We start from the raw sequence: 16,745 nt of genomic DNA, 5'->3' as shown, positions 1-16,745 counted from the left end.
CCACGACCCGCGCCAGCGCGGTGTCGGTGCCCGCACGCATATCCATGGGCTCGGTGGCGAGCCAGATGGAGTCGATGCGGATCATCGCAGTAGGTCGCGGAGAAAAGCGGTACACGCCGCGGCATTATCCGCCGGCCAACTCACAACGACCGCACCCCTCGAGTGGGGGACTTCGATGCGGATAGTGGCAGCAAGAGTTTGAGGCGATGTTGATGTCGATGTCGATGCCTTGACCGGAATAAAGGCAGTTTGCAATGCCAGGTTTTTCTGTTCATGCACCCGAATCCACTTATGGACAAGGTTGGCGTTGAGGTTGTGGGTCAGAGCAACACTGGCAATCGAGGTGTCAGGCTGCGCACATTCGGCAATGACCTGGGCCTTGAAGGATTTGGAATAGGAGCGACGTTCTTGTGGCATGGGGCGTCCGCTTAAAAAGGCTAGAAATGGTGTCCACTTAAATTTAGGTGGACACCTTCGCCCTAAGCGTTGCGATCAGGAAGGTGTGTTGGCCGGACGCTTACCTTGGGCCTTATACCTAACATCGTGGATGAAATTTTTTGCGAGGCCCAGTTACCCCATGGACGATGGGCGCTGCCGCGATTTTCACCATTCACATGGGCATTTATTCTTCGTATTTTGTGGCTGTGCGGCTTCTCCGGGAATGTGGAGTCTGCCCGCAAGACGAAAGTGCGTGCCATTGAGGCCGCGCAACGGCTTCAGTCCCTTAGCGGTGAAGGTTCAGTTCTTCTGCTCGGTCATGGCTTCATGAACCGAATGATCGCAAAGCAGCTTGCAACTGATGGATGGACTCGCCATGCCAGTAGCGGCAATCGATACTGGAGTGCTACAACCTACCGAACGAGTCATGGTTGAGGCGTAAGTGGGTACCAGGCAACTCCGGGAAAATACCAAATTTCCGCACGCTATCAATGCATCTGATACCGTGCGGAAAAAATGATTTAGCTGAGGCCAAAGGCTTCTTGAATGGTCTTGATCAAGCGGTCGCCATCCACCCCTTTGTAACCTAGGGGGTTTGACGCGAGCTCAGCGGGCACTCAAAGCCTCTTCACTTTTTCTCCGCTGAGAAAAATCAGGAACTCGGAATCACTGATTTGGCTGACAGGGCCAAAATGTAATGCGCGCAGATAGGTTGATCCGTTAGTCCATCCGCGATCGCCGCCATTCATGGCGTCCTGTGCGGTCTGGCTCGTTGATTCAATAATCGTGTATTTCTGCCCAGACTTGCCTACTGCTTCGAAGCGATTGGTTTCTTGAAGGCGAGTAGCCATATAACTGATCTCCATATCGGTTGTGGGATTTTAAACGATAGCACTGCGACAACATCTCGCCATCGTGCGGCGCCTTTTGTACCGACAATTCCCCCAAAGCCCTCTAAGCCTCTTGTTTTGGCAACGCCCAAAATAAGAGGGACTCATTCGAGCCTGCTGCTCCCCTTGGCTCGGCGCTGGCCGAATGGCAACACCTCTTTCCCCTCGGTCGCAGCCGATTGGCGTGAATGAAAACTGTGGGCTATTTCTGAATTTTGACGCGAGATCGGTTGGAGGGATTGCCATGCATTCGAATATAGAAAGACCTTATCCCGTGGATTACCTCCATCCAAACGGAGATATTGCGAAGATAGACTTTATCTGGGGCGACCCTGACAGCATGTCGCCTGTCGGAATTACGATTTGGATCAAGGAGGAACACGGTTACGCAAAACTCGGCGAGGAAATTGGCGAATGGCCGACATTTGGAGATGCCATGCGCCGTGGTACTGATCTTGCGTTCAGGTGGCTAGGTCGATAGGTCTATTACAGTCATGGGACCGGCGCCAACGATCTGGCGAAGTTCATTCGCCCTCGAATCGTTCGACCTTGTGGTTAGTTAAAACTCAGGTAAATACGGTGGCTCAGGATGAGCATTCCTCTGAAGCGGGAGTAACAGCCATGACTGTGAAATTCGTGTGTCAGAAATGCGGTAAAGACACCGAGGTCGACATGCATTACGACAAGGACATCGGCCGCCAGGCTTTCGATTGCACCGAGTGCGGTGCTCGACATGTGCAGGTCGATGAAATCAAGGCGCCTGGCGCGCCAGTAGAAATCCAGTTCCGGCTGGCCGATGAGTCTTGAGCCGCTATAGCCTGAAATTCAGCCATCCGCAGGCGCATTTTGGTGCTTCTTTCAGGCGTCTGGTACCCCCCATCCGGGGTGGGATGGGAAGGATTTATCCAGCTATGCTTTGAGAGCTGCGAGGCTATCGACCGGATGGCGCCAAGCCCTGTTGCAGCGATGATCTATCTAATGAAGGAGGCAGCATGAAAGAAAAAATATTGTGCGCTCTATCGCAGTCAACGCTTGAAGGTAAGAAAGTGACTCAGCTACAGATATGGTCGCAGCGGGCTACGGAAGCGATCACGACCAGTGCTGATTTTTTCAGAGGGAATTTCCAGGGAGTTCCAGTGGTTTTTTTAGGCAGGGACGAGTCTGTTTCCGCTGAAGATTTTGTTTTGATTTATAAGGATTGAGTTCCGCTCGGCTGACGGCACCATTCGTCATACTTAGTATTTTGCCTTCGACAACTTGCACCGTTATTCCAGAGAGTATCCGGCCACTGCGTCGGGTTTTTTCGTTTTTGGAAGGTGGCGTTCAATGCTGGGCTACTGGAGGAAGCGAGGCGGTCAGGAAGACCCCCCTCGCAAGATGGCAGATTTAAAGTCGCGTAACGATTTCACCGGTATGTACGATCGTGAACTCTTGATTGCTCACCCAAAAGACGGGCTTATGATCCAGGGTGCGGTAATAAATCGGGCCGTTGCGCCACGAAGTTGAAGTTGACTCATTTGTGTCGAAACTGAGTTGACGAGTTTCCGCCACAATCGTGTAACGCTTTCCAGATTTGCTCTCTGCTTCATACAGTCCAGATTCAACCCATCGTGATCTCAGCATTTTTCACGCACCGTTTTTATTGAGCAGACTTGAACCGTAGCACGGAGCTATCAACGCGCCAGTGAGCGGGGATTTTTTTTATCAACTCGATCGCCGGCAATCTTGTAGTGCTGTGGGCGATCTGCTGTGTGTCGGACGCGAAGGTAAGGGACGGCATGCTCGGCAAGCTCGTCCACGCCGCGATCGCCGGCATGGGTTGGTGGCGATTCGGGCGTAAAATAGCGGTGCTACTTCATCAAAAGGAGCCGTATATGATCTCCGACCAAATGACCAATCAGACCTCCGAGGATAGAGCTATCTGGGATCAATACTTCTGTGCTGCGCTGATCGCGGAAAGCAATCTGACAGCACCGGTTGTAGGAGGGGCCACTCACGAAGACAGGCAGAATCTGTTGATTGAAAGGGCCAAAGCGCTCGCTGACAAGATGATGGAAACCAGAAAATAACCAGGAGCCGATCCAGGACACCAGGCTCTTCATATCTGGAGCCACCATGACCGTCTATGAAGCAGTGGCCGTGATGGCTCTGGATATGATCACAGCGGTGTTCGACCCACTCGTAATCATCCGGGATGTGGCTCCCCCGACCTGCTCAAACCTGCTTCACTGATCCTTCTCGCAATTGACCATCCACGACACGCCAAACCGATCGACCCCGAAACGCGCCGCCCAGAACGTGGCCTCCAACGGCATTTCAATGCTGCCTCCGTCTGCCAGCGCCCCAAATACCCGCTCCGCCTCGGCCACACTGTCGACATTCAACGAAACCGAACAACCGCTCATGCCCTTGGTCGGGCGATCCGGTGTGGTATCCGAGAAGAGGGGCACATCGACTCGGCGTCCAGCTCGTCTGCGAATCCCGATGGGCGTTGACCCCGGTAGCAAAGCGCTAAAACGCGGCAAGCGGCGGGGTTTTTTCAGATGTTTTTTTTATCGGGGTGGCGAGGCTTATCGCCTCTTGTGCTCGCTGAGCTGAAGTACCATGAGTCAATGTTGAGATTGCACCACCCACTGCGCTTATCGCCTGCCGAGTCCATCGCCCTATGCCTGTCCTTTCCCGTTTCGCCTCGCTGCTCGACCAGGCGCGACGCGCCTTGTTGCTGGTCTGGGGAACGTCCCGCGGGCTGTTTCTGGGGCTGGTGCTGGCGACGCTGATCGCCGGGGTGCTGCCGGCGCTGGCGGCGTGGTTGGGGCAGCGGATTGTCGATGCGGTAGTCGCCGCCATGCAATTGCACGCGCAGCAGGGCAGTGCGCCGTTGTGGCCGGTGGTGCGTTATGTGTTGTTTGAGGCGGGTGTGCTCGCATTGCTGTCCGGGACCCAGCGCGCACTGTCGGTGCAGCAGTCGCTGTTGCGGGTGCAGTTGGGGCAGAAGGTCAACACGATGATTCTGGAGAAAGCCCAGACCTTATCGCTGGTGCAGTTCGAGAATTCCGAGTTCTACGACAAGTTGGTGCGGGTGCGGCGCGAAGCTTCGACCCGGCCGTTGGCGCTGGTGATGAAGTCGTTGGGGCTGATCCAGAACCTGATTGTGTTGATCAGCTTCGGCGTGTTGCTGGTGCATTTTTCGCCCTGGGCGCTGGTGCTGTTGGTGGTCGGTGCGTTGCCGGTGTTTTTTGCCGAAGCGCATTTTTCCGGAGACGCTTTCCGACTCTTCACCCGCCGCGCACCGGAGAGTCGGCAGCAGAATTACATCGAGACGCTGCTCTCCCATGAGGGCTATATCAAAGAGGTCAAGCTGTTCGGCTTTGCGCCGTTGCTGTTGCAGCGCTATCGCGAGACCTTCGCCCGTCTCTACGCCGAAGATCGGCGCCTGACGCTGCGCCGGGATGGTTGGGGATTTGTCCTGGGTCTGCTGGGGACCGGCGCGTTTTATCTGGCCTATGCCTGGGTGGTGGTCGATACCGTTCACGGCAGCATCAGCCTTGGGCAGATGACCATGTATCTGGTGTTGTTCAAGCAGGGGCAGACGGCGGTGAGCAGCAGCTTGAGCGCCATCAGCGGTCTCTATGAGGATGGTCTTTACCTGTCGAGTCTCTATGAATACCTGGCCGAACCCGTGGTGGCCGATAGTGGAACTCTCACGGTGGGCGCGGTGCCTGGCGATGGTCTGCGCTTCGAGAACGTCGGTTTTCGTTATCCGGGTGCCAGTCGAGCCGCTCTGGAGGGCATCGACCTGCACCTGGTGCCGGGTCGCAGCCTGGCGCTGGTGGGGGAAAATGGTTCGGGCAAGACCACGCTGATCAAGTTGCTGACCCGGCTGTACCGTCCCGATCAGGGGCGTATTCTGCTGGATGGCAGCGATTTGCAGGCGTGGCAGGAGGATGCATTGCGGCGGCGTATCGGGGTGATTTTTCAGGACTACATTCGTTATCAATTCTCGGTGGGCGAGAACATAGGAGTCGGTGACACCCTGGCTTTCAACGATGAACAGCGCTGGCAGGAAGCGGCGGCCGAGGGCATGGCCGCGCCGTTCATCGCAGGACTGGATCGAGGGTATGCCACGCAATTAGGGCGCTGGTTTGCCGGTGGCCAGGAGTTGTCTGGCGGGCAGTGGCAGAAGATCGCCTTGTCCCGCGCTTACATGCGGCGCAACGCCGATATCCTGATTCTGGATGAGCCGACTGCGGCGCTGGACCCGGCGGCGGAAGCGGCGGTGTTCGAACATTTCAGTCAGCATACGGAAGGCCGGATGACCTTGCTGATTTCTCACCGTTTCTCCAGCGTGCGCAATGCCGACCACATCATCGTGCTGGATCAGGGGTCGATTCTTGAGCGAGGCGACCATGACAGCCTGGTCACCGCGGGCGGGCGTTATGCGCAGTTGTTCAGCTTGCAGGCCCGGGGTTACCGCTAGGCCAGAGGGCTTGGGAGTCCCGGGAGCTATGGGAAACCGCCGGCCCGGCGACCTGTGCTGGCGGCTGCGATTGCATCAAGGCCTCCAGCGCCTTGCGATAGGCCGGGCCACCCAGGCTCAAGCTGTTGTTGTGGGTCGCACCGGGCACCAGTAACAGACGCTTGGGCTCAAGGGCGGCGTTGAACAATTGCTCGCTGAAACGCGGCGGCACGTAGCGGTCATCCATCCCGTGGACCACCAGCAACGGCATGTGAATTCCGGCGATTTTGTCGATGGAATCGAATTTCTGCGACAGCAGCCAACGTACCGGCAGAGAGGTGTTGGCGACGGCCGTGGCGATATCGGCCAGGGACGTGAAGGTGGACTCGATGACCAACCCTCGGGCGGGCACCGGGGTCTGGTCTTTTGCCGCGGCCTGGCCCAGTTCGGCCGCCAGATCGATCGCCACCGCGCCACCGAGTGAGTGGCCGTAGATCAGCCGTTTGCTCGCGTCCGGTTGCAGGATTTTCTGTGGCGAGGGGGCTTGCCCCCGCTGGGCTGCGCAGCGGCCCCAATAAGACCTACTGCGGTCTTTCAGAAAGAACTCAGCGACCTGTTTTCAGGGCTGCTGCGCAGCCCAGCGGGAGCAAGCTCCCTCGCCACAGTATTCGGCAGCCCCTAAACGATGTGTAGATATCAGCAGACCCCCCTTACCAATCCACCGCATAACTGACCGCCAACCGCCGCCCTTCCGCATGGGGATAAGGCGCTGCCGCATTGGCCTGCATGTACAGCGTTTCATAGTTACGGTCGCTCAGGTTGTAGACACCCATCTCCAGCTTGCCAACCGGCAGCGCCACTCCGGCCAGCAGGTCGACGGTGGTGTAGCCTTCGATTTTGCGGCCATTGCCATCCTGGAAGCCGGCGTCGTAGCTTTCCAGGCGCAGGGCCTGCAGGCGCAGGTTGTAGTCGTCCTGGTCGAAGGCGATAAAGGCCGTGGTCTTGGCCGGCGAGATGCGGGTGGCCGGCAGGTCGAGCCATTCGCCGTTCTGCCGGGTTTCGCCTTTGGTCCAGGCGTAGGTTCCGCCCAGGGACCAGGCTTGATCCAGGTGGTAGGTCAGGCTGGTCTCGACGCCGCGCACCCGTTCCTTCTGGTCGATCAGGCGTTGCGCTCGAGTGACGGAGTCGTAGTACTGAGTCACATCCGAACGGTTCTCGAACAGTGTGACGTTGGCCTGCAGCGAGTCCCAGTCACCACGCCAGCCCAGTTCGTAACTGTCGACCTTGATCGCCTGAGCGTTGAGGTCGTGGATGTCATAGCTGGCGCGCACGTCACGCAGGAAGCGCTGGATATCGGGGAGCGAGAAGCCCTGGCTGAAGTTGACGAACACATCCTGGGCGCTGCTGATGTGGTAGACCGCGCCGAGGTTGTAGAGGGTGTCTTCGTACTTCAAGGTGCCGCCTGGCAGCTCCTCGGCCACCCCGGCTTGCCAGATGCCACCAAAGGCGACGCTGTCGGCGACATCGCTGTGGATCCACTCGTGGCGGGCGCCGCCGCGCAGGGTCCAGTCGCCGATGTCCCAACTGGATTGGGCGAAGAGCGCAGTGGTGTTGGTTTCAATGTCCGGGCCGAACGCGTAGCGCTGGCCGGTCGGGGTGTAGACCAGGCCGTCGACGTTGTAGCGGTCGCCATGTTGACTGACGCGTTCGTTCTGAAAGGGCAATCTCGACCAGCTCTGATCACCCTTGAGCCGTAAGGTCCGCCAAGGTTGCCGCTTCCAGAACTCGTCAGTACACGCAAACGAATACATCGGCGGTCTGGATATAGGCGTATGGTGGTAATACGCACTCCCATCGAGGTATTCCCACATGGACCGATTCGGCGAGCGCTTGAAAGAGGCGCGCAAGATGCTAGGACTCTCCCAGCACGACTTTGGAGCAATCGGTGGCGTCGCTGCGAATGCCCAAGGACGTTATGAAAATGGTGAGCGGTTACCAAAATCGGACTATCTGATGGCCATTCGGCTCAAGGGCGTAGATGTGCTCTACGTGCTCACCGGTGAGCGAACCGCGCTGACTGCCGAGACGCTGTCTGATGAGGAGGCTGTCATCATCAGGCACTATCGCACTCTGGACGGAGTGGATCAGGATGCGCTCGCGCAGCTCGCTACTTCACTGTCTGAATGCTGATGGCAAAGCCCGGTGTCGTCCGCTAACGGGCGGAGTTCGAACGGCATCGGAACTGTCCGGCTGGCGATAGTATTTTTCCCTCCTGCCGTTCTTTCTTCTGAACAAAATCGTTCTAAAAAAGCCCTGCCAGGGCGTCGGACTTTTTGCTATTCTGAAGTTGTAGGTGAAGACGCAGACTGATGCGCAAGAGGATAGCAAGGAGACGTGGGGCACGTTCCGAAGGGTACACGGTTAGAAAGATCTCCTCGATGAGATCCAGCCCTTATGCCGTGTGAAGCAGAAGAACTCAAACCTCTTCTGTCAGAGTCCTGATAAACCTTGTAAGCCGGGGACCAGCGCCGGCCACCTACTCGAATTTCAAAGCCCGCCTTGTGCGGGCTTTTTCGTATGTGCAGATGAAAGACAGTAATCCTGACGTCACTTGCTCCTCTTGCCGGGAGCTTCCTCGGACTCTGTTCTCAAGCCGCCGGCATTCGCTGGCGATGGTAGAGGAACTCGAGGACCGTCGTGCGATAGCGGTGGTACTCGGGGTCGTTGGCCAGCACCAGGCGGTTGCGCGGTTTTGCCAGGTGAACACTGAGGATCTCGCCGACGGTGGCCGCCGGCCCATTGGTCATCATCACGATGCGGTCGGAGAGCAGCACGGCCTCATCGACGTCATGGGTCACCATCACTACGGTGCTCTGAGTCGCTGCAACGATACGCAGCAGCTCGTCCTGAAGGTGCGCGCGGGTGAGTGCGTCGAGCGCGCCGAAGGGTTCGTCCATCAGCAGGATTTTCGGCTCCATGGCCAGCGCGCGGGCGATGCCGACACGTTGCTTCATGCCTCCGGAAATCTCGTTGGGGTGCTTGTGCATGGCATGGTCAAGACCGACCATTGCCAGCGCCGCCTCGGTGCGCGCCTTAAGCGCGGCCTTGTTCTCGCGTTTGCCAAATACCTTTTCCACGGCCAGGTGCACATTGCCGAAGCAAGTCAGCCAGGGCAGCAGGCTGTGGTTCTGAAACACCACTGCGCGCTCAGGGCCGGGACCGTCGATCTCGCGGCCGTTGCAGATCAACCCGCCACCATCGGCTTCAAGCAGACCGGCGATCAGGTTCAGCACTGTGGATTTGCCACAGCCGGAATGGCCGATCAGCGAGACGAACTCACCGCGGGCGACGCTCAGGTTGACGTTGCTGAGGGCCTGGAAGCAACCTTTCCTGGTGTCGAAGTGTTTGCTGACCTGGGTCAGCTCGACGAATTTTGTCATCTCGGTTCTCCTCCATCAGATAAGCGTCAGGTGCGGGCAACCCATTCACCCGCGCCTGGTTCTTACCTGTGCGTGTCGGTTCAGTTGGTGTAGTCGAAGCGTTTGGCGATCCACAGCAGGCCCTGCTCAAGAAGCAGGCCGACCAGACCGACGATGATGATGGCGATGAGAATGTGCTCGACGTTGAGGTTGTTCCATTCGTCCCACACCCAGAAGCCCAGGCCGACACCACCGGTGAGCATTTCCGCGGCAACGATCACCAGCCACGCCACGCCGATGGACAGGCGAATGCCGATCATCAGGTGCGGCAGCGCCGAGGGAAATAGAATATGGGTGAACACCTTCCACTCGCTGAGCTTGAGCACCCGCGCGACGTTCAGATAATCCTGCGGCACGCTGGCGACCCCCGCGGCGGTGTTGAGGATGATCGGCCAGATCGAGCTGATGAAAATCACCCAGATCGACGCCGGGCCGGCGGCCTTGAATACCAGCAGGCCGATCGGCAACCAGGCCAGCGGCGAGACCGGACGTAGCAGGCTGATGATCGGCGCGAACATGCCGCCGAGGAAGGCGAAGCGGCCGATGGCGAAGCCCAGCGGGATACCGAGCAGGGCGGCGAGGCCGAAGCCGATGCCGACCCGGCCAAGGGAGGCCAGCACGTTCCAGCCGATGCCCATGTCGTTCGGACCGTTGTCGTAGAACGGGTCGCTGAACAGCTCCAGGGCCGAATACCAGGTAGCCAGCGGGCCGGGCAGACCCTCGCTACGCGCCGCTATCAACGCCCAGACGGCGATGAACAGAGCGATACCTAATAATGGGGCAATGCCATCCCTGGCGCGTTGACGCAACCCGCTCAGGAGGGGTGAGCGACGCTCTGGCTGGGTTTTCGCCGCAGCGGTGGGCGGCGCTGGCAACTTGAGGGGTGCGTTCATGGCGGTTGCTCCGGTCAGGCTTTGATGGTGAAGGAGTTGGCATAGGCGGCCGGATTGGAGCCGTCCCAGACCTTGCCGTCGATCAGGGTGCTAGTGCGCAGTGGACTGCCCGGTATGGCCAGGCCAAGCTGGCTGGCGGCTTCGCCGTAGAGTTTGGTCTGGTTGATGGACCTGGCCACGCCGGCGTAGTCCACGTCCTCCGTGAGCAGGCCCCAGCGGCGGAACTGGGTGAGGAACCACATGCCATCCGACAGGTAGGGATAGTTGACGCTGCCGTCCTTGCAGAAGGACATCGCATGCTTGTCCGTCCATTTGTTGCCCAGCCCGTCCTCGTAGTGGCCGAGGAAGCGTTGTTCGATCACTTCGACGGGAGCATTCACGTAGGCCTTGCCGGAGATCAGTTGGGCGGTGTTTCGCTTGTTCTGCTCGCTGGCCTCGATGAATCGGCTGGCATCGAGCACCGCCATGGTCAGCGCCCGAGCGGTATTGGGATATTGCTCGACGAAGGCACGGGTGGTGCCAAGGATTTTTTCCGGATGATCCGGCCAGAGTTTTTGGCTGGTAAGGGCGGTGAAGCCGATGTTGTCGGAGATTGCCCGGGCTCCCCAGGGCTCGCCGACACAGAAACCGTCCATGTTGCCTACGCGCATGTTGGCGACCATCTGCGGCGGTGGCACGACGATGGTCTTGACCTCGCTCATCGGGTTGATGCCGAGGCTGGCGAGCCAGTAATTGAGCCACATGGCATGGGTGCCGGTGGGGAATGTCTGGGCGAAGGTCAGTGGGGCGCCGCCTTGCTTGACCTTGGCCGCCAGTTGTTCGCCATTGGTTACGCCAGCTTGTTGCAACTGCCTGGAGAGGGTGATCGCCTGGCCGTTCTGGTTCAGCCCCATGAGCATGGCCATATCTGTCTTCGGCCCGCCGATGCCCAGTTGCACGCCATAGATCAGACCGTAGAGCACATGGGCAGCATCCAGTTCGCCGTTGAGCAGTTTGTCGCGCACGCCGGCCCAGGATGCCTCTTTGCTCGGAGTGATGGTGAGACCGTATTTTTCGCCGAAACCCTGGGTTGCCGCGACCACGACTGATGCGCAGTCGGTGAGCGGAATAAAACCGACCTTCAGCGTAGCTTTCTCCGGCGCATCGCTGCCGGCGGCCCAGACCGCACTGCGCAGGAAGCCCGGTGTGACCAGATCGAGGGCGGTGATCCCGGCGACAGTGCCTGCCGCTACCAGGGATTGCTTCAGGAAGGTGCGCCGGCCGGGGTGCACCGGGTGTTGCGAGTCACACTCATCAGTCATAGCCACATCCTTTTTTTCAGGGCAAACAAAAACGGCATGCGCCAGGTACCCTCGATTGAGGAATCTGACGGACGCCGTTGTCCGGGAGTGCAGCACGCCGCCATTGGCGTCCTGCATGAATCTGTTAATCAGTAGTAGCAAAGGGCTTGCCAGGTTTCTGCCCGACTTTTTTGCATGCGCTAAAAACATAATATAAACAAAGACTTGGAATGATTCGGTGATGTCCTATCAACAGATATCGAGAGCGCGCAGAGCCGGGGAAGTGAAGCACTGAGCGTTTGTTGGGCGGCTGAGGTGCGAGGTGAACTAAAACAGCTCTCCTGCGCACCGTTGCGAAGTGGATAGAAATACTCCTTAGCGCAGATCCCGACGGATAGCGTCGAAGCGTTCATCGAGCAGTGGAGTGAGAAGGGCGTAGCACTGCGCGGGGGTAATGGACACTATCGGCGGGCCGATCAGCCCGCGTTGCAGCTGTTCGAGAGCGTCGAGCAGCGAGCGGGGGGCATGCTTGATCAAGTGTTCGTGCAGGTACTGCAATTGAATAAGCATGTCCAATGGGCAACTCCGATGGGCGGCGGCGCGCACCGCCAGGCCGCGCAGTCGCCCCAGGTCTTCCAGTTCCCAGCAACGCTCGGCGATGACCGGGGGCTGCAGACTGAGGGCACAGCGATGCAATTCGAGGTGTTGGAGGGTGCCGAGCAAGTCTTGTATCGACTGGCAATGACCTTCGAAATCCGCCGGGTCGCGGCGTAATGCCTGCCAGGCCTGGCGTTGCAGGGAGCACGGCCAGTCCCTCCAGCGTTGATCGAGCGAGTCACCCAGCGCCCGGCAGCGCTGCCGAGCCTCAGGGCTGGTCTGTCCGCCGAGTCCGCGATGCTGCTGCAGGCCTTGCAGCAGGTCGAGGCCCAGCAAGAGCGCCTGTCGCAGGCCAGAGTCACCCCGTGGCAACGGGGTCCGGCGGGGTTGCCCGCGATCGAATGCTGTGACGAATTGTGGGTTCATGGGGGGCTCCCGACGGTGAGTTGGTTGAGATAGCGGGTCAGGTCGTGCAGTGCATGGGTCTGCGTGCTCTGCTCCTGCACGGCCCCATTGACCTGTTGCAACTGTTCGCTGAGGGCATGATTGGCTTGTTGGTGCTCGCTGAGCGCCTGTTGCATGGCGCCGAGGTGTTGCAGATTGGTCTGGCTGCGTTGCGCCAGGTCATCGAGGTTGGCGGCGAGGTGCTCACTCTGTTGGCTACCGGCTTCCAGCAAAGCGCGGTGCTCTTTGACCTCGCCATCCACCTGGCGCACTGCCGTGGCAATCGCCGTCGCGGCCGTGGTGATTTCGTGGGTAGCCCGGTCGGTGGCCTGGGCCAGGCTGCGGACCTCGGCGGCGACCACGGCGAAACCTCGACCGTGTTCGCCAGCGCGGGCGGCCTCGATGGAAGCGTTGAGCGCCAACAACTGGGTCTGCCTGGCCAGTGCCTGGATGCTATTGACGGTGCTTTCCACTGCGCTAGTGCGCTGCAGCAACGCTTCCACGGCCTGTGCGGTATTGCCCAGGCTGTGCTGGATGGCGAGCATGCTGCCACCCACTGAGCGCGCCTCCAGACAACCGGCTTCGCTCTGGGCATGGGCGTTGGCGAAGGCCGCCAGCGCTCCCTGGGCCAAGGCATCGATGCTGTGCAAGGTCTGATCGATCTGCTCGCTGGCGGCAGCGATCATGGCGATCCGTTGGCTCTGTTCCTCACCCTGGTCGCGGGCCTGCCGGGCCATCTGCTGCAGGGCACGGCTGGCGAACTGTACTTCGCTGCGCAAGCGTTCGCTGTTGCGCAGCTGCATGCTGGCGGCCACCAGTAGCGTCGCCGGGTCGGCATCCCGGGAGCTGCGTAGCAGCCGTGCCAGTTCGGTGTTCCAGAATGTCTGTAGATGGCGTTGATGGCGCTCGCGAAGGTGCCAGGCGCAACCCAGGTAAAGGACGCCAGGTATCAGGGTCAGTGCGCTTGCGGGCTGTTCGGCCAGTGCCAGACCACAGGCGCCGAGGGCCAGTCCGAGGGGTAACCAGAGGCCGATCCTGCTGCGTTCGAGCAGAGCCATACCGGGTTCAAACAATGCCTTGAGTGCAAAGCCAGCAGGGCATGACTTACCGACAGCGCTGTGCAGAGTAGCAATGGCATGACCCGCAGGGATTCCTTGAGCAGACATGAGGATTTCCTTTTATGCCGGGATGAAAGCAAAAACGGCGCACGCCCACCTTTCGCAATGCGCAGGGGAGCGGACGCCGTTGCCCGTGATATTCGCGAAACCATCGTCGTTGATGGCTCGAGCCTGATCAGGCCTAAGCAAGTTGTTTGCCAGCCTTCGCCGCTGGTGCTAAGCAAGCGTGTCACCCATGCAGTGAAAAGGCCGACTCCATTCGATCGCCATGATCAGTGACGGGCCTGGCGCGCGCTTGCAGTAAAAACCGGATCAGCAGAGGGACAGGCTTATGCGGTTTTTCTTCAGCCCTCATTCTGGTTTCACTTGGCAGGCGGTGAAGGCAGAAAAGGCGATCAACGCACCAGTCACGGGAATTGCCGAGCTGCAGTGCGCTGTTCTGGGTCGAGCCAATCAGGCCCGAGAATCTGTCGTACTGCGGGGATGGCTATTTCAAAGAACACCGATATGGCTGGCGTCTCCTCCAGCCGCCAGCATCTTCAGGTGTTGCAAGCCCCATCGACCATTCCTGACTCAGCTCATCAGCATGGACCTGGCATGCTATCTGCTGTGGCTTGGTCAACCGACCACTCAATCCTGTGGTTGGCAGTCCTGGTGGTCAACGCAGATCACAGCACAGGACGGGTGTGCCGAGCAGCGTTGCCAGGCGACATCTCCTATTGAATGGAAGGGAATTGCAGGCAAAGGCGCCTGAAGCTCTACAGCTTCGGGCGCTTTTTTTTTGCATTTTTTCCAGCACCGGACATGCCAGGGAGAACCCGGGACGGGATTCGATCGAGGGGCGGAATTTCCCACGACGTCAGCACTAATTATTACGAGTCAGGAAGACCAGATACTACCTGTGAAGCCTTGATCAAGGCTTGCAATCAGGACCCATTAAGAGCGCATGAACTGGAGCAGTAAAATGAAGACCTCTTCCCTGGCTTTTGCCGTAGCGGCGGGCACCCTTGGCGCGCTGACGCAACAGGCGGTAGCGGCTGGTTTCATCGAGGACAGTAAAGCCAGCCTGACCCTGCGCAACTTCTACATCAACACCGATAACCGCGAAGGCACAGCGGCGCCGTCCAGGCAGGAAGAATGGGGCCAAGGCTTCCTGCTCAATTACAGCTCGGGCTTTACCCAGGGCACCGTCGGTTTCGGTGTGGACGCGCTAGGCTTGCTTGGCGTGCGCCTGGACAGCAGCAAGAGTAAGCACTTCGAGTCGAGCTCGCAGCAAGCCGGCACCGTCTTTCCCTCGGACAGCGATGGCGCTGCGGTGGATGAATTCAGCAGCCTGGGTTTGACCGCCAAGGCCAAGGTGTCGAACACCGAGTTTCGCTACGGTACGCTGCAGCCCAAACTACCGGTGGTGGTCTACAACGATGGCCGTCTGCTTCCGGTGACTTTCGAGGGTGGCCAGGTCTCCTCGACCGAGATCAAGGACCTGACCTTGATCGGTGGCCAGCTGGAGCACAGCAAGGGCCGAAATTCCACCGACGAGCGCAGTCTGAGCATCGCTGGCGCCAACGGCAGCACCGCTGCCGCGCGTGACAGCAACAAGTTCTACTATGCGGGTGGTGACTACAAGCTGAGCAAAGACCTGACGCTGCAGTACTACTACGGCAACCTGGAAGACTTCTATCAGCAGCACTTCCTGGGTCTGCTGCACAACTGGGCGATCGGCCCGGGTGTGCTGAAGACTGACCTGCGCTTCTTCAACAGTGATTCCGATGGCAAGAACGGCAGCGCCGCCGGCCGTGCCGACGGTTACCTCAGCAGTGGTTACTACGGCAATGGCGTGACCAAGGGCGAAGTGGATAACCAGGCTTATAGCGGTCTGTTTACCTACACGGTGTATGGCCACAGCTTCGGTGCCGGCTACCAGGCGCTGAATGGCGACAGCGACTTCCCGTTCCTCAACCGGGGTGATGGTGAAGGTTCATCGGCCTATCTGATCACCGATTCGCAGATCGGTAAATTCCAGCGTGCCGGCGAGCGCACCTGGCAGGTGCGTTACGGTTTTGATTTTGCTCAAGTGGGCGTGCCAGGCCTGACGTTCAACACGGTTTACCTGAACGGCGACAACATCAAGGTCCGCAGCGGTAACCAAGGCGAGTGGGAGCGTGATATTACCCTGGCCTATGTGATTCCCGATGGCAGCCTCAAGGGCCTTGGTTTCGCCTGGAAGAACGCTTCGTTGCGCAGCGAGCTGCCGGCCTCGGGGGCCGGTACACCGACCCAGCGCGATCAGGATGAGAACCGCCTGATCGTCAGCTATACCCTGCCATTGCTCTAACCTGCATTCCGTCCACAGAAACAGAACGCCGGCTCATAGTGGCCGGCGTTTTTTCTTTGGCGACAGTTGGCGGCTCTTGTCAGATCCGAACGCGGTGAAGAGCCAGAAAAAAGGCGAACAAATCGCTTGCCCGTTCAACCGCAATAAACCCGCTCTACAGTTCCAGCCCCTCTTGTATCAGCGATAGCAGACTGTCCTCATCCAGCACCACTGGTTCCACCTTGGGTTGTCCAGACTGTGGAGTGGTGTGAATCTCCCAATGCGGATCACCCTGCTCGACGCCGGTCCGCAGGAGATACAGGTCTTTGCCTTTCAGGTGGATGTCGACACGACCCAGACCCACATCCGTGAAGCGCGCTATCGGGTCGAGGGTAATGCTTTTATCGTTGCCCTCGATCACCAACTGGTCGATGGCATAGTTGTAGGTCGATCCTGAGGAATGGCTCTCGAAGACTCGCGTCGCTACTCGCCGGATGTCCAATCCCGCTTCAGACAGTGGCTCCAGCCACGCTTCGAGCTGGTGATACATTTCATAGACCTGGCCAGGCCAATGCTCAATCGCGTTGTCGGCAGATACCGTTGAGTCGGCACTGCGTTCCTGCTTTTGTTTCAGCTTCGCGGCGAGTTCTTCTGCCTTACTCATTTCGATTTCCTATCGTCACGTGAGTTGGATCGTAGCCTCCAAGGTACTCCATCGCGGTATGTGCTGAACAGGTTTCAGGGTCAGCTTCGCGCAAGGCTTGAGGCTATGCCGAGATCGTCATGACCACGGGTTAAAGCGATCAAGCCGCGAGTCCTGGAATGGGCCAGTCTGG

Annotated in this window: 16 protein-coding genes and 3 pseudogenes; 8 read left to right on the top strand and 11 right to left on the bottom strand. The window is 58.9% G+C overall.

All coding sequences use genetic code 11. The features are described from left to right. Positions 1-81 precede the first annotated feature (81 nt). Positions 82-417: an IS66-like element accessory protein TnpA gene (tnpA, locus tag F8N21_RS25620; RefSeq protein ID WP_150644785.1), complete on the bottom strand. Its 336-nt coding sequence runs from the start codon at positions 415-417 to the stop codon at positions 82-84. 102 nt (positions 418-519) lie between these two features. Between tnpA and F8N21_RS31135 the strand changes: the two are divergent. Next, positions 520-873: pseudogene (locus tag F8N21_RS31135) on the top strand (histidine phosphatase family protein); the annotation flags it as partial. A 182-nt stretch (positions 874-1,055) separates the two neighbouring features. On the opposite strand, the gene F8N21_RS25610 reads toward F8N21_RS31135, so the two are convergent. Then, positions 1,056-1,289: a hypothetical protein gene (locus F8N21_RS25610; protein WP_150644784.1), complete on the bottom strand. Its 234-nt coding sequence runs from the start codon at positions 1,287-1,289 to the stop codon at positions 1,056-1,058. A gap of 283 nt (positions 1,290-1,572) precedes the next feature. On the opposite strand from F8N21_RS25610, the gene F8N21_RS30590 reads away from it, so the two are divergent. The 4 genes from F8N21_RS30590 (at position 1,573) to F8N21_RS25595 (ending at position 3,397) form a co-directional block, all read left to right on the top strand. Continuing rightward, complete coding sequence (locus tag F8N21_RS30590) at positions 1,573-1,809, top strand: hypothetical protein (RefSeq protein ID WP_191624407.1); 237 nt, start codon at positions 1,573-1,575, stop codon at positions 1,807-1,809. A 140-nt stretch (positions 1,810-1,949) separates the two neighbouring features. After that, positions 1,950-2,135 carry a hypothetical protein gene (locus F8N21_RS25605; RefSeq protein ID WP_150644783.1) on the top strand — a complete coding sequence of 62 codons (186 nt, stop codon included), beginning with the start codon at positions 1,950-1,952 and terminating at the stop codon, positions 2,133-2,135. A 185-nt stretch (positions 2,136-2,320) separates the two neighbouring features. Then, positions 2,321-2,530 (top strand): hypothetical protein, encoded by a 210-nt coding sequence (locus F8N21_RS25600; protein ID WP_150644782.1) that lies wholly within the window; start codon positions 2,321-2,323, stop codon positions 2,528-2,530. Between the two features lie 672 nt (positions 2,531-3,202). Further along, entirely contained in the window at positions 3,203-3,397 is a 195-nt protein-coding gene (locus tag F8N21_RS25595; RefSeq protein ID WP_150644788.1) for a hypothetical protein, read from the top strand. Between the two features lie 156 nt (positions 3,398-3,553). On the opposite strand, the pseudogene F8N21_RS25590 reads toward F8N21_RS25595, so the two are convergent. Further along, positions 3,554-3,766: pseudogene (locus tag F8N21_RS25590) on the bottom strand (VOC family protein); the annotation flags it as partial. 227 nt (positions 3,767-3,993) lie between these two features. Between F8N21_RS25590 and F8N21_RS25585 the strand changes: the two are divergent. Next, positions 3,994-5,805 carry an ABC transporter ATP-binding protein gene (locus F8N21_RS25585; protein ID WP_150644781.1) on the top strand — a complete coding sequence of 604 codons (1,812 nt, stop codon included), beginning with the start codon at positions 3,994-3,996 and terminating at the stop codon, positions 5,803-5,805. On the opposite strand, the pseudogene F8N21_RS25580 reads toward F8N21_RS25585, so the two are convergent. Both F8N21_RS25580 and F8N21_RS25575 read right to left on the bottom strand, forming a co-directional pair. Then, positions 5,777-6,313: pseudogene (locus tag F8N21_RS25580) on the bottom strand (alpha/beta hydrolase); the annotation flags it as partial. The gene F8N21_RS25585 and the pseudogene F8N21_RS25580 overlap by 29 nt on opposite strands. Before the next feature lie 181 nt (positions 6,314-6,494). Continuing rightward, positions 6,495-7,595: a TonB-dependent receptor domain-containing protein gene (locus F8N21_RS25575; RefSeq protein ID WP_412071675.1), complete on the bottom strand. Its 1,101-nt coding sequence runs from the start codon at positions 7,593-7,595 to the stop codon at positions 6,495-6,497. 58 nt (positions 7,596-7,653) lie between these two features. Between F8N21_RS25575 and F8N21_RS25570 the strand changes: the two genes are divergently transcribed. Further along, positions 7,654-7,974: a helix-turn-helix domain-containing protein gene (locus F8N21_RS25570; RefSeq protein WP_150644780.1), complete on the top strand. Its 321-nt coding sequence runs from the start codon at positions 7,654-7,656 to the stop codon at positions 7,972-7,974. 458 nt (positions 7,975-8,432) lie between these two features. Here the strand turns inward: F8N21_RS25570 and F8N21_RS25565 are convergent, their stop codons facing one another. From F8N21_RS25565 to F8N21_RS31535, 5 genes are all read right to left on the bottom strand, one after another. Beyond that, a complete protein-coding gene (locus F8N21_RS25565) occupies positions 8,433-9,224 on the bottom strand; it encodes an ABC transporter ATP-binding protein (RefSeq protein ID WP_150644779.1) in 792 nt (263 codons plus the stop codon). 80 nt (positions 9,225-9,304) lie between these two features. Then, positions 9,305-10,156 carry a nitrate ABC transporter permease gene (gene ntrB, locus F8N21_RS25560; RefSeq protein WP_150644778.1) on the bottom strand — a complete coding sequence of 284 codons (852 nt, stop codon included), beginning with the start codon at positions 10,154-10,156 and terminating at the stop codon, positions 9,305-9,307. A gap of 14 nt (positions 10,157-10,170) precedes the next feature. After that, positions 10,171-11,457, bottom strand: coding sequence for a CmpA/NrtA family ABC transporter substrate-binding protein (locus F8N21_RS25555; protein ID WP_150644777.1), 1,287 nt, complete (start codon positions 11,455-11,457; stop codon positions 10,171-10,173). Positions 11,458-11,811: 354 nt separating this feature from the next. Continuing rightward, a complete protein-coding gene (locus tag F8N21_RS25550) occupies positions 11,812-12,459 on the bottom strand; it encodes a hypothetical protein (RefSeq protein WP_224788292.1) in 648 nt (215 codons plus the stop codon). Then, a complete protein-coding gene (locus tag F8N21_RS31535; RefSeq protein WP_412071676.1) occupies positions 12,456-13,022 on the bottom strand; it encodes a methyl-accepting chemotaxis protein in 567 nt (188 codons plus the stop codon). The genes F8N21_RS25550 and F8N21_RS31535 overlap by 4 nt, the downstream gene beginning before the upstream one ends. 1,537 nt (positions 13,023-14,559) lie before the next feature. Between F8N21_RS31535 and F8N21_RS25540 the strand changes: the two genes are divergently transcribed. Further along, positions 14,560-15,930 (top strand): OprD family porin, encoded by a 1,371-nt coding sequence (locus F8N21_RS25540; RefSeq protein WP_150644775.1) that lies wholly within the window; start codon positions 14,560-14,562, stop codon positions 15,928-15,930. A gap of 154 nt (positions 15,931-16,084) precedes the next feature. On the opposite strand, the gene F8N21_RS25535 is transcribed toward F8N21_RS25540, so the two are convergent. Then, positions 16,085-16,573, bottom strand: coding sequence for a hypothetical protein (locus F8N21_RS25535; protein ID WP_150644774.1), 489 nt, complete (start codon positions 16,571-16,573; stop codon positions 16,085-16,087). Between the last annotated feature and the right edge of the window lie 172 nt (positions 16,574-16,745).

This window comes from Pseudomonas fluorescens (genome assembly GCF_902497895.1).
In the GTDB taxonomy this organism is placed as follows: domain Bacteria; phylum Pseudomonadota; class Gammaproteobacteria; order Pseudomonadales; family Pseudomonadaceae; genus Aquipseudomonas; species Aquipseudomonas fluorescens_BP.
Note: the sequence above shows the minus strand (reverse complement) of the source record. Positions and strands in the feature narration are given on the sequence as shown.

Coding starts and splice junctions, on each gene's coding strand:
- tnpA (WP_150644785.1), bottom strand. CDS start 417: ATGCCACAAGAACGTCGCTCCTATTCCAAATCCTTCAAGGCCCAGGTC.
- F8N21_RS25610 (WP_150644784.1), bottom strand. CDS start 1,289: ATGGCTACTCGCCTTCAAGAAACCAATCGCTTCGAAGCAGTAGGCAAG.
- F8N21_RS30590 (WP_191624407.1), top strand. CDS start 1,573: ATGCATTCGAATATAGAAAGACCTTATCCCGTGGATTACCTCCATCCA.
- F8N21_RS25605 (WP_150644783.1), top strand. CDS start 1,950: ATGACTGTGAAATTCGTGTGTCAGAAATGCGGTAAAGACACCGAGGTC.
- F8N21_RS25600 (WP_150644782.1), top strand. CDS start 2,321: ATGAAAGAAAAAATATTGTGCGCTCTATCGCAGTCAACGCTTGAAGGT.
- F8N21_RS25595 (WP_150644788.1), top strand. CDS start 3,203: ATGATCTCCGACCAAATGACCAATCAGACCTCCGAGGATAGAGCTATC.
- F8N21_RS25585 (WP_150644781.1), top strand. CDS start 3,994: ATGCCTGTCCTTTCCCGTTTCGCCTCGCTGCTCGACCAGGCGCGACGC.
- F8N21_RS25575 (WP_412071675.1), bottom strand. CDS start 7,595: ATGTATTCGTTTGCGTGTACTGACGAGTTCTGGAAGCGGCAACCTTGG.
- F8N21_RS25570 (WP_150644780.1), top strand. CDS start 7,654: ATGGACCGATTCGGCGAGCGCTTGAAAGAGGCGCGCAAGATGCTAGGA.
- F8N21_RS25565 (WP_150644779.1), bottom strand. CDS start 9,224: ATGACAAAATTCGTCGAGCTGACCCAGGTCAGCAAACACTTCGACACC.
- ntrB (WP_150644778.1), bottom strand. CDS start 10,156: ATGAACGCACCCCTCAAGTTGCCAGCGCCGCCCACCGCTGCGGCGAAA.
- F8N21_RS25555 (WP_150644777.1), bottom strand. CDS start 11,457: ATGACTGATGAGTGTGACTCGCAACACCCGGTGCACCCCGGCCGGCGC.
- F8N21_RS25550 (WP_224788292.1), bottom strand. CDS start 12,459: ATGAACCCACAATTCGTCACAGCATTCGATCGCGGGCAACCCCGCCGG.
- F8N21_RS31535 (WP_412071676.1), bottom strand. CDS start 13,022: ATGCTCGCCATCCAGCACAGCCTGGGCAATACCGCACAGGCCGTGGAA.
- F8N21_RS25540 (WP_150644775.1), top strand. CDS start 14,560: ATGAAGACCTCTTCCCTGGCTTTTGCCGTAGCGGCGGGCACCCTTGGC.
- F8N21_RS25535 (WP_150644774.1), bottom strand. CDS start 16,573: ATGAGTAAGGCAGAAGAACTCGCCGCGAAGCTGAAACAAAAGCAGGAA.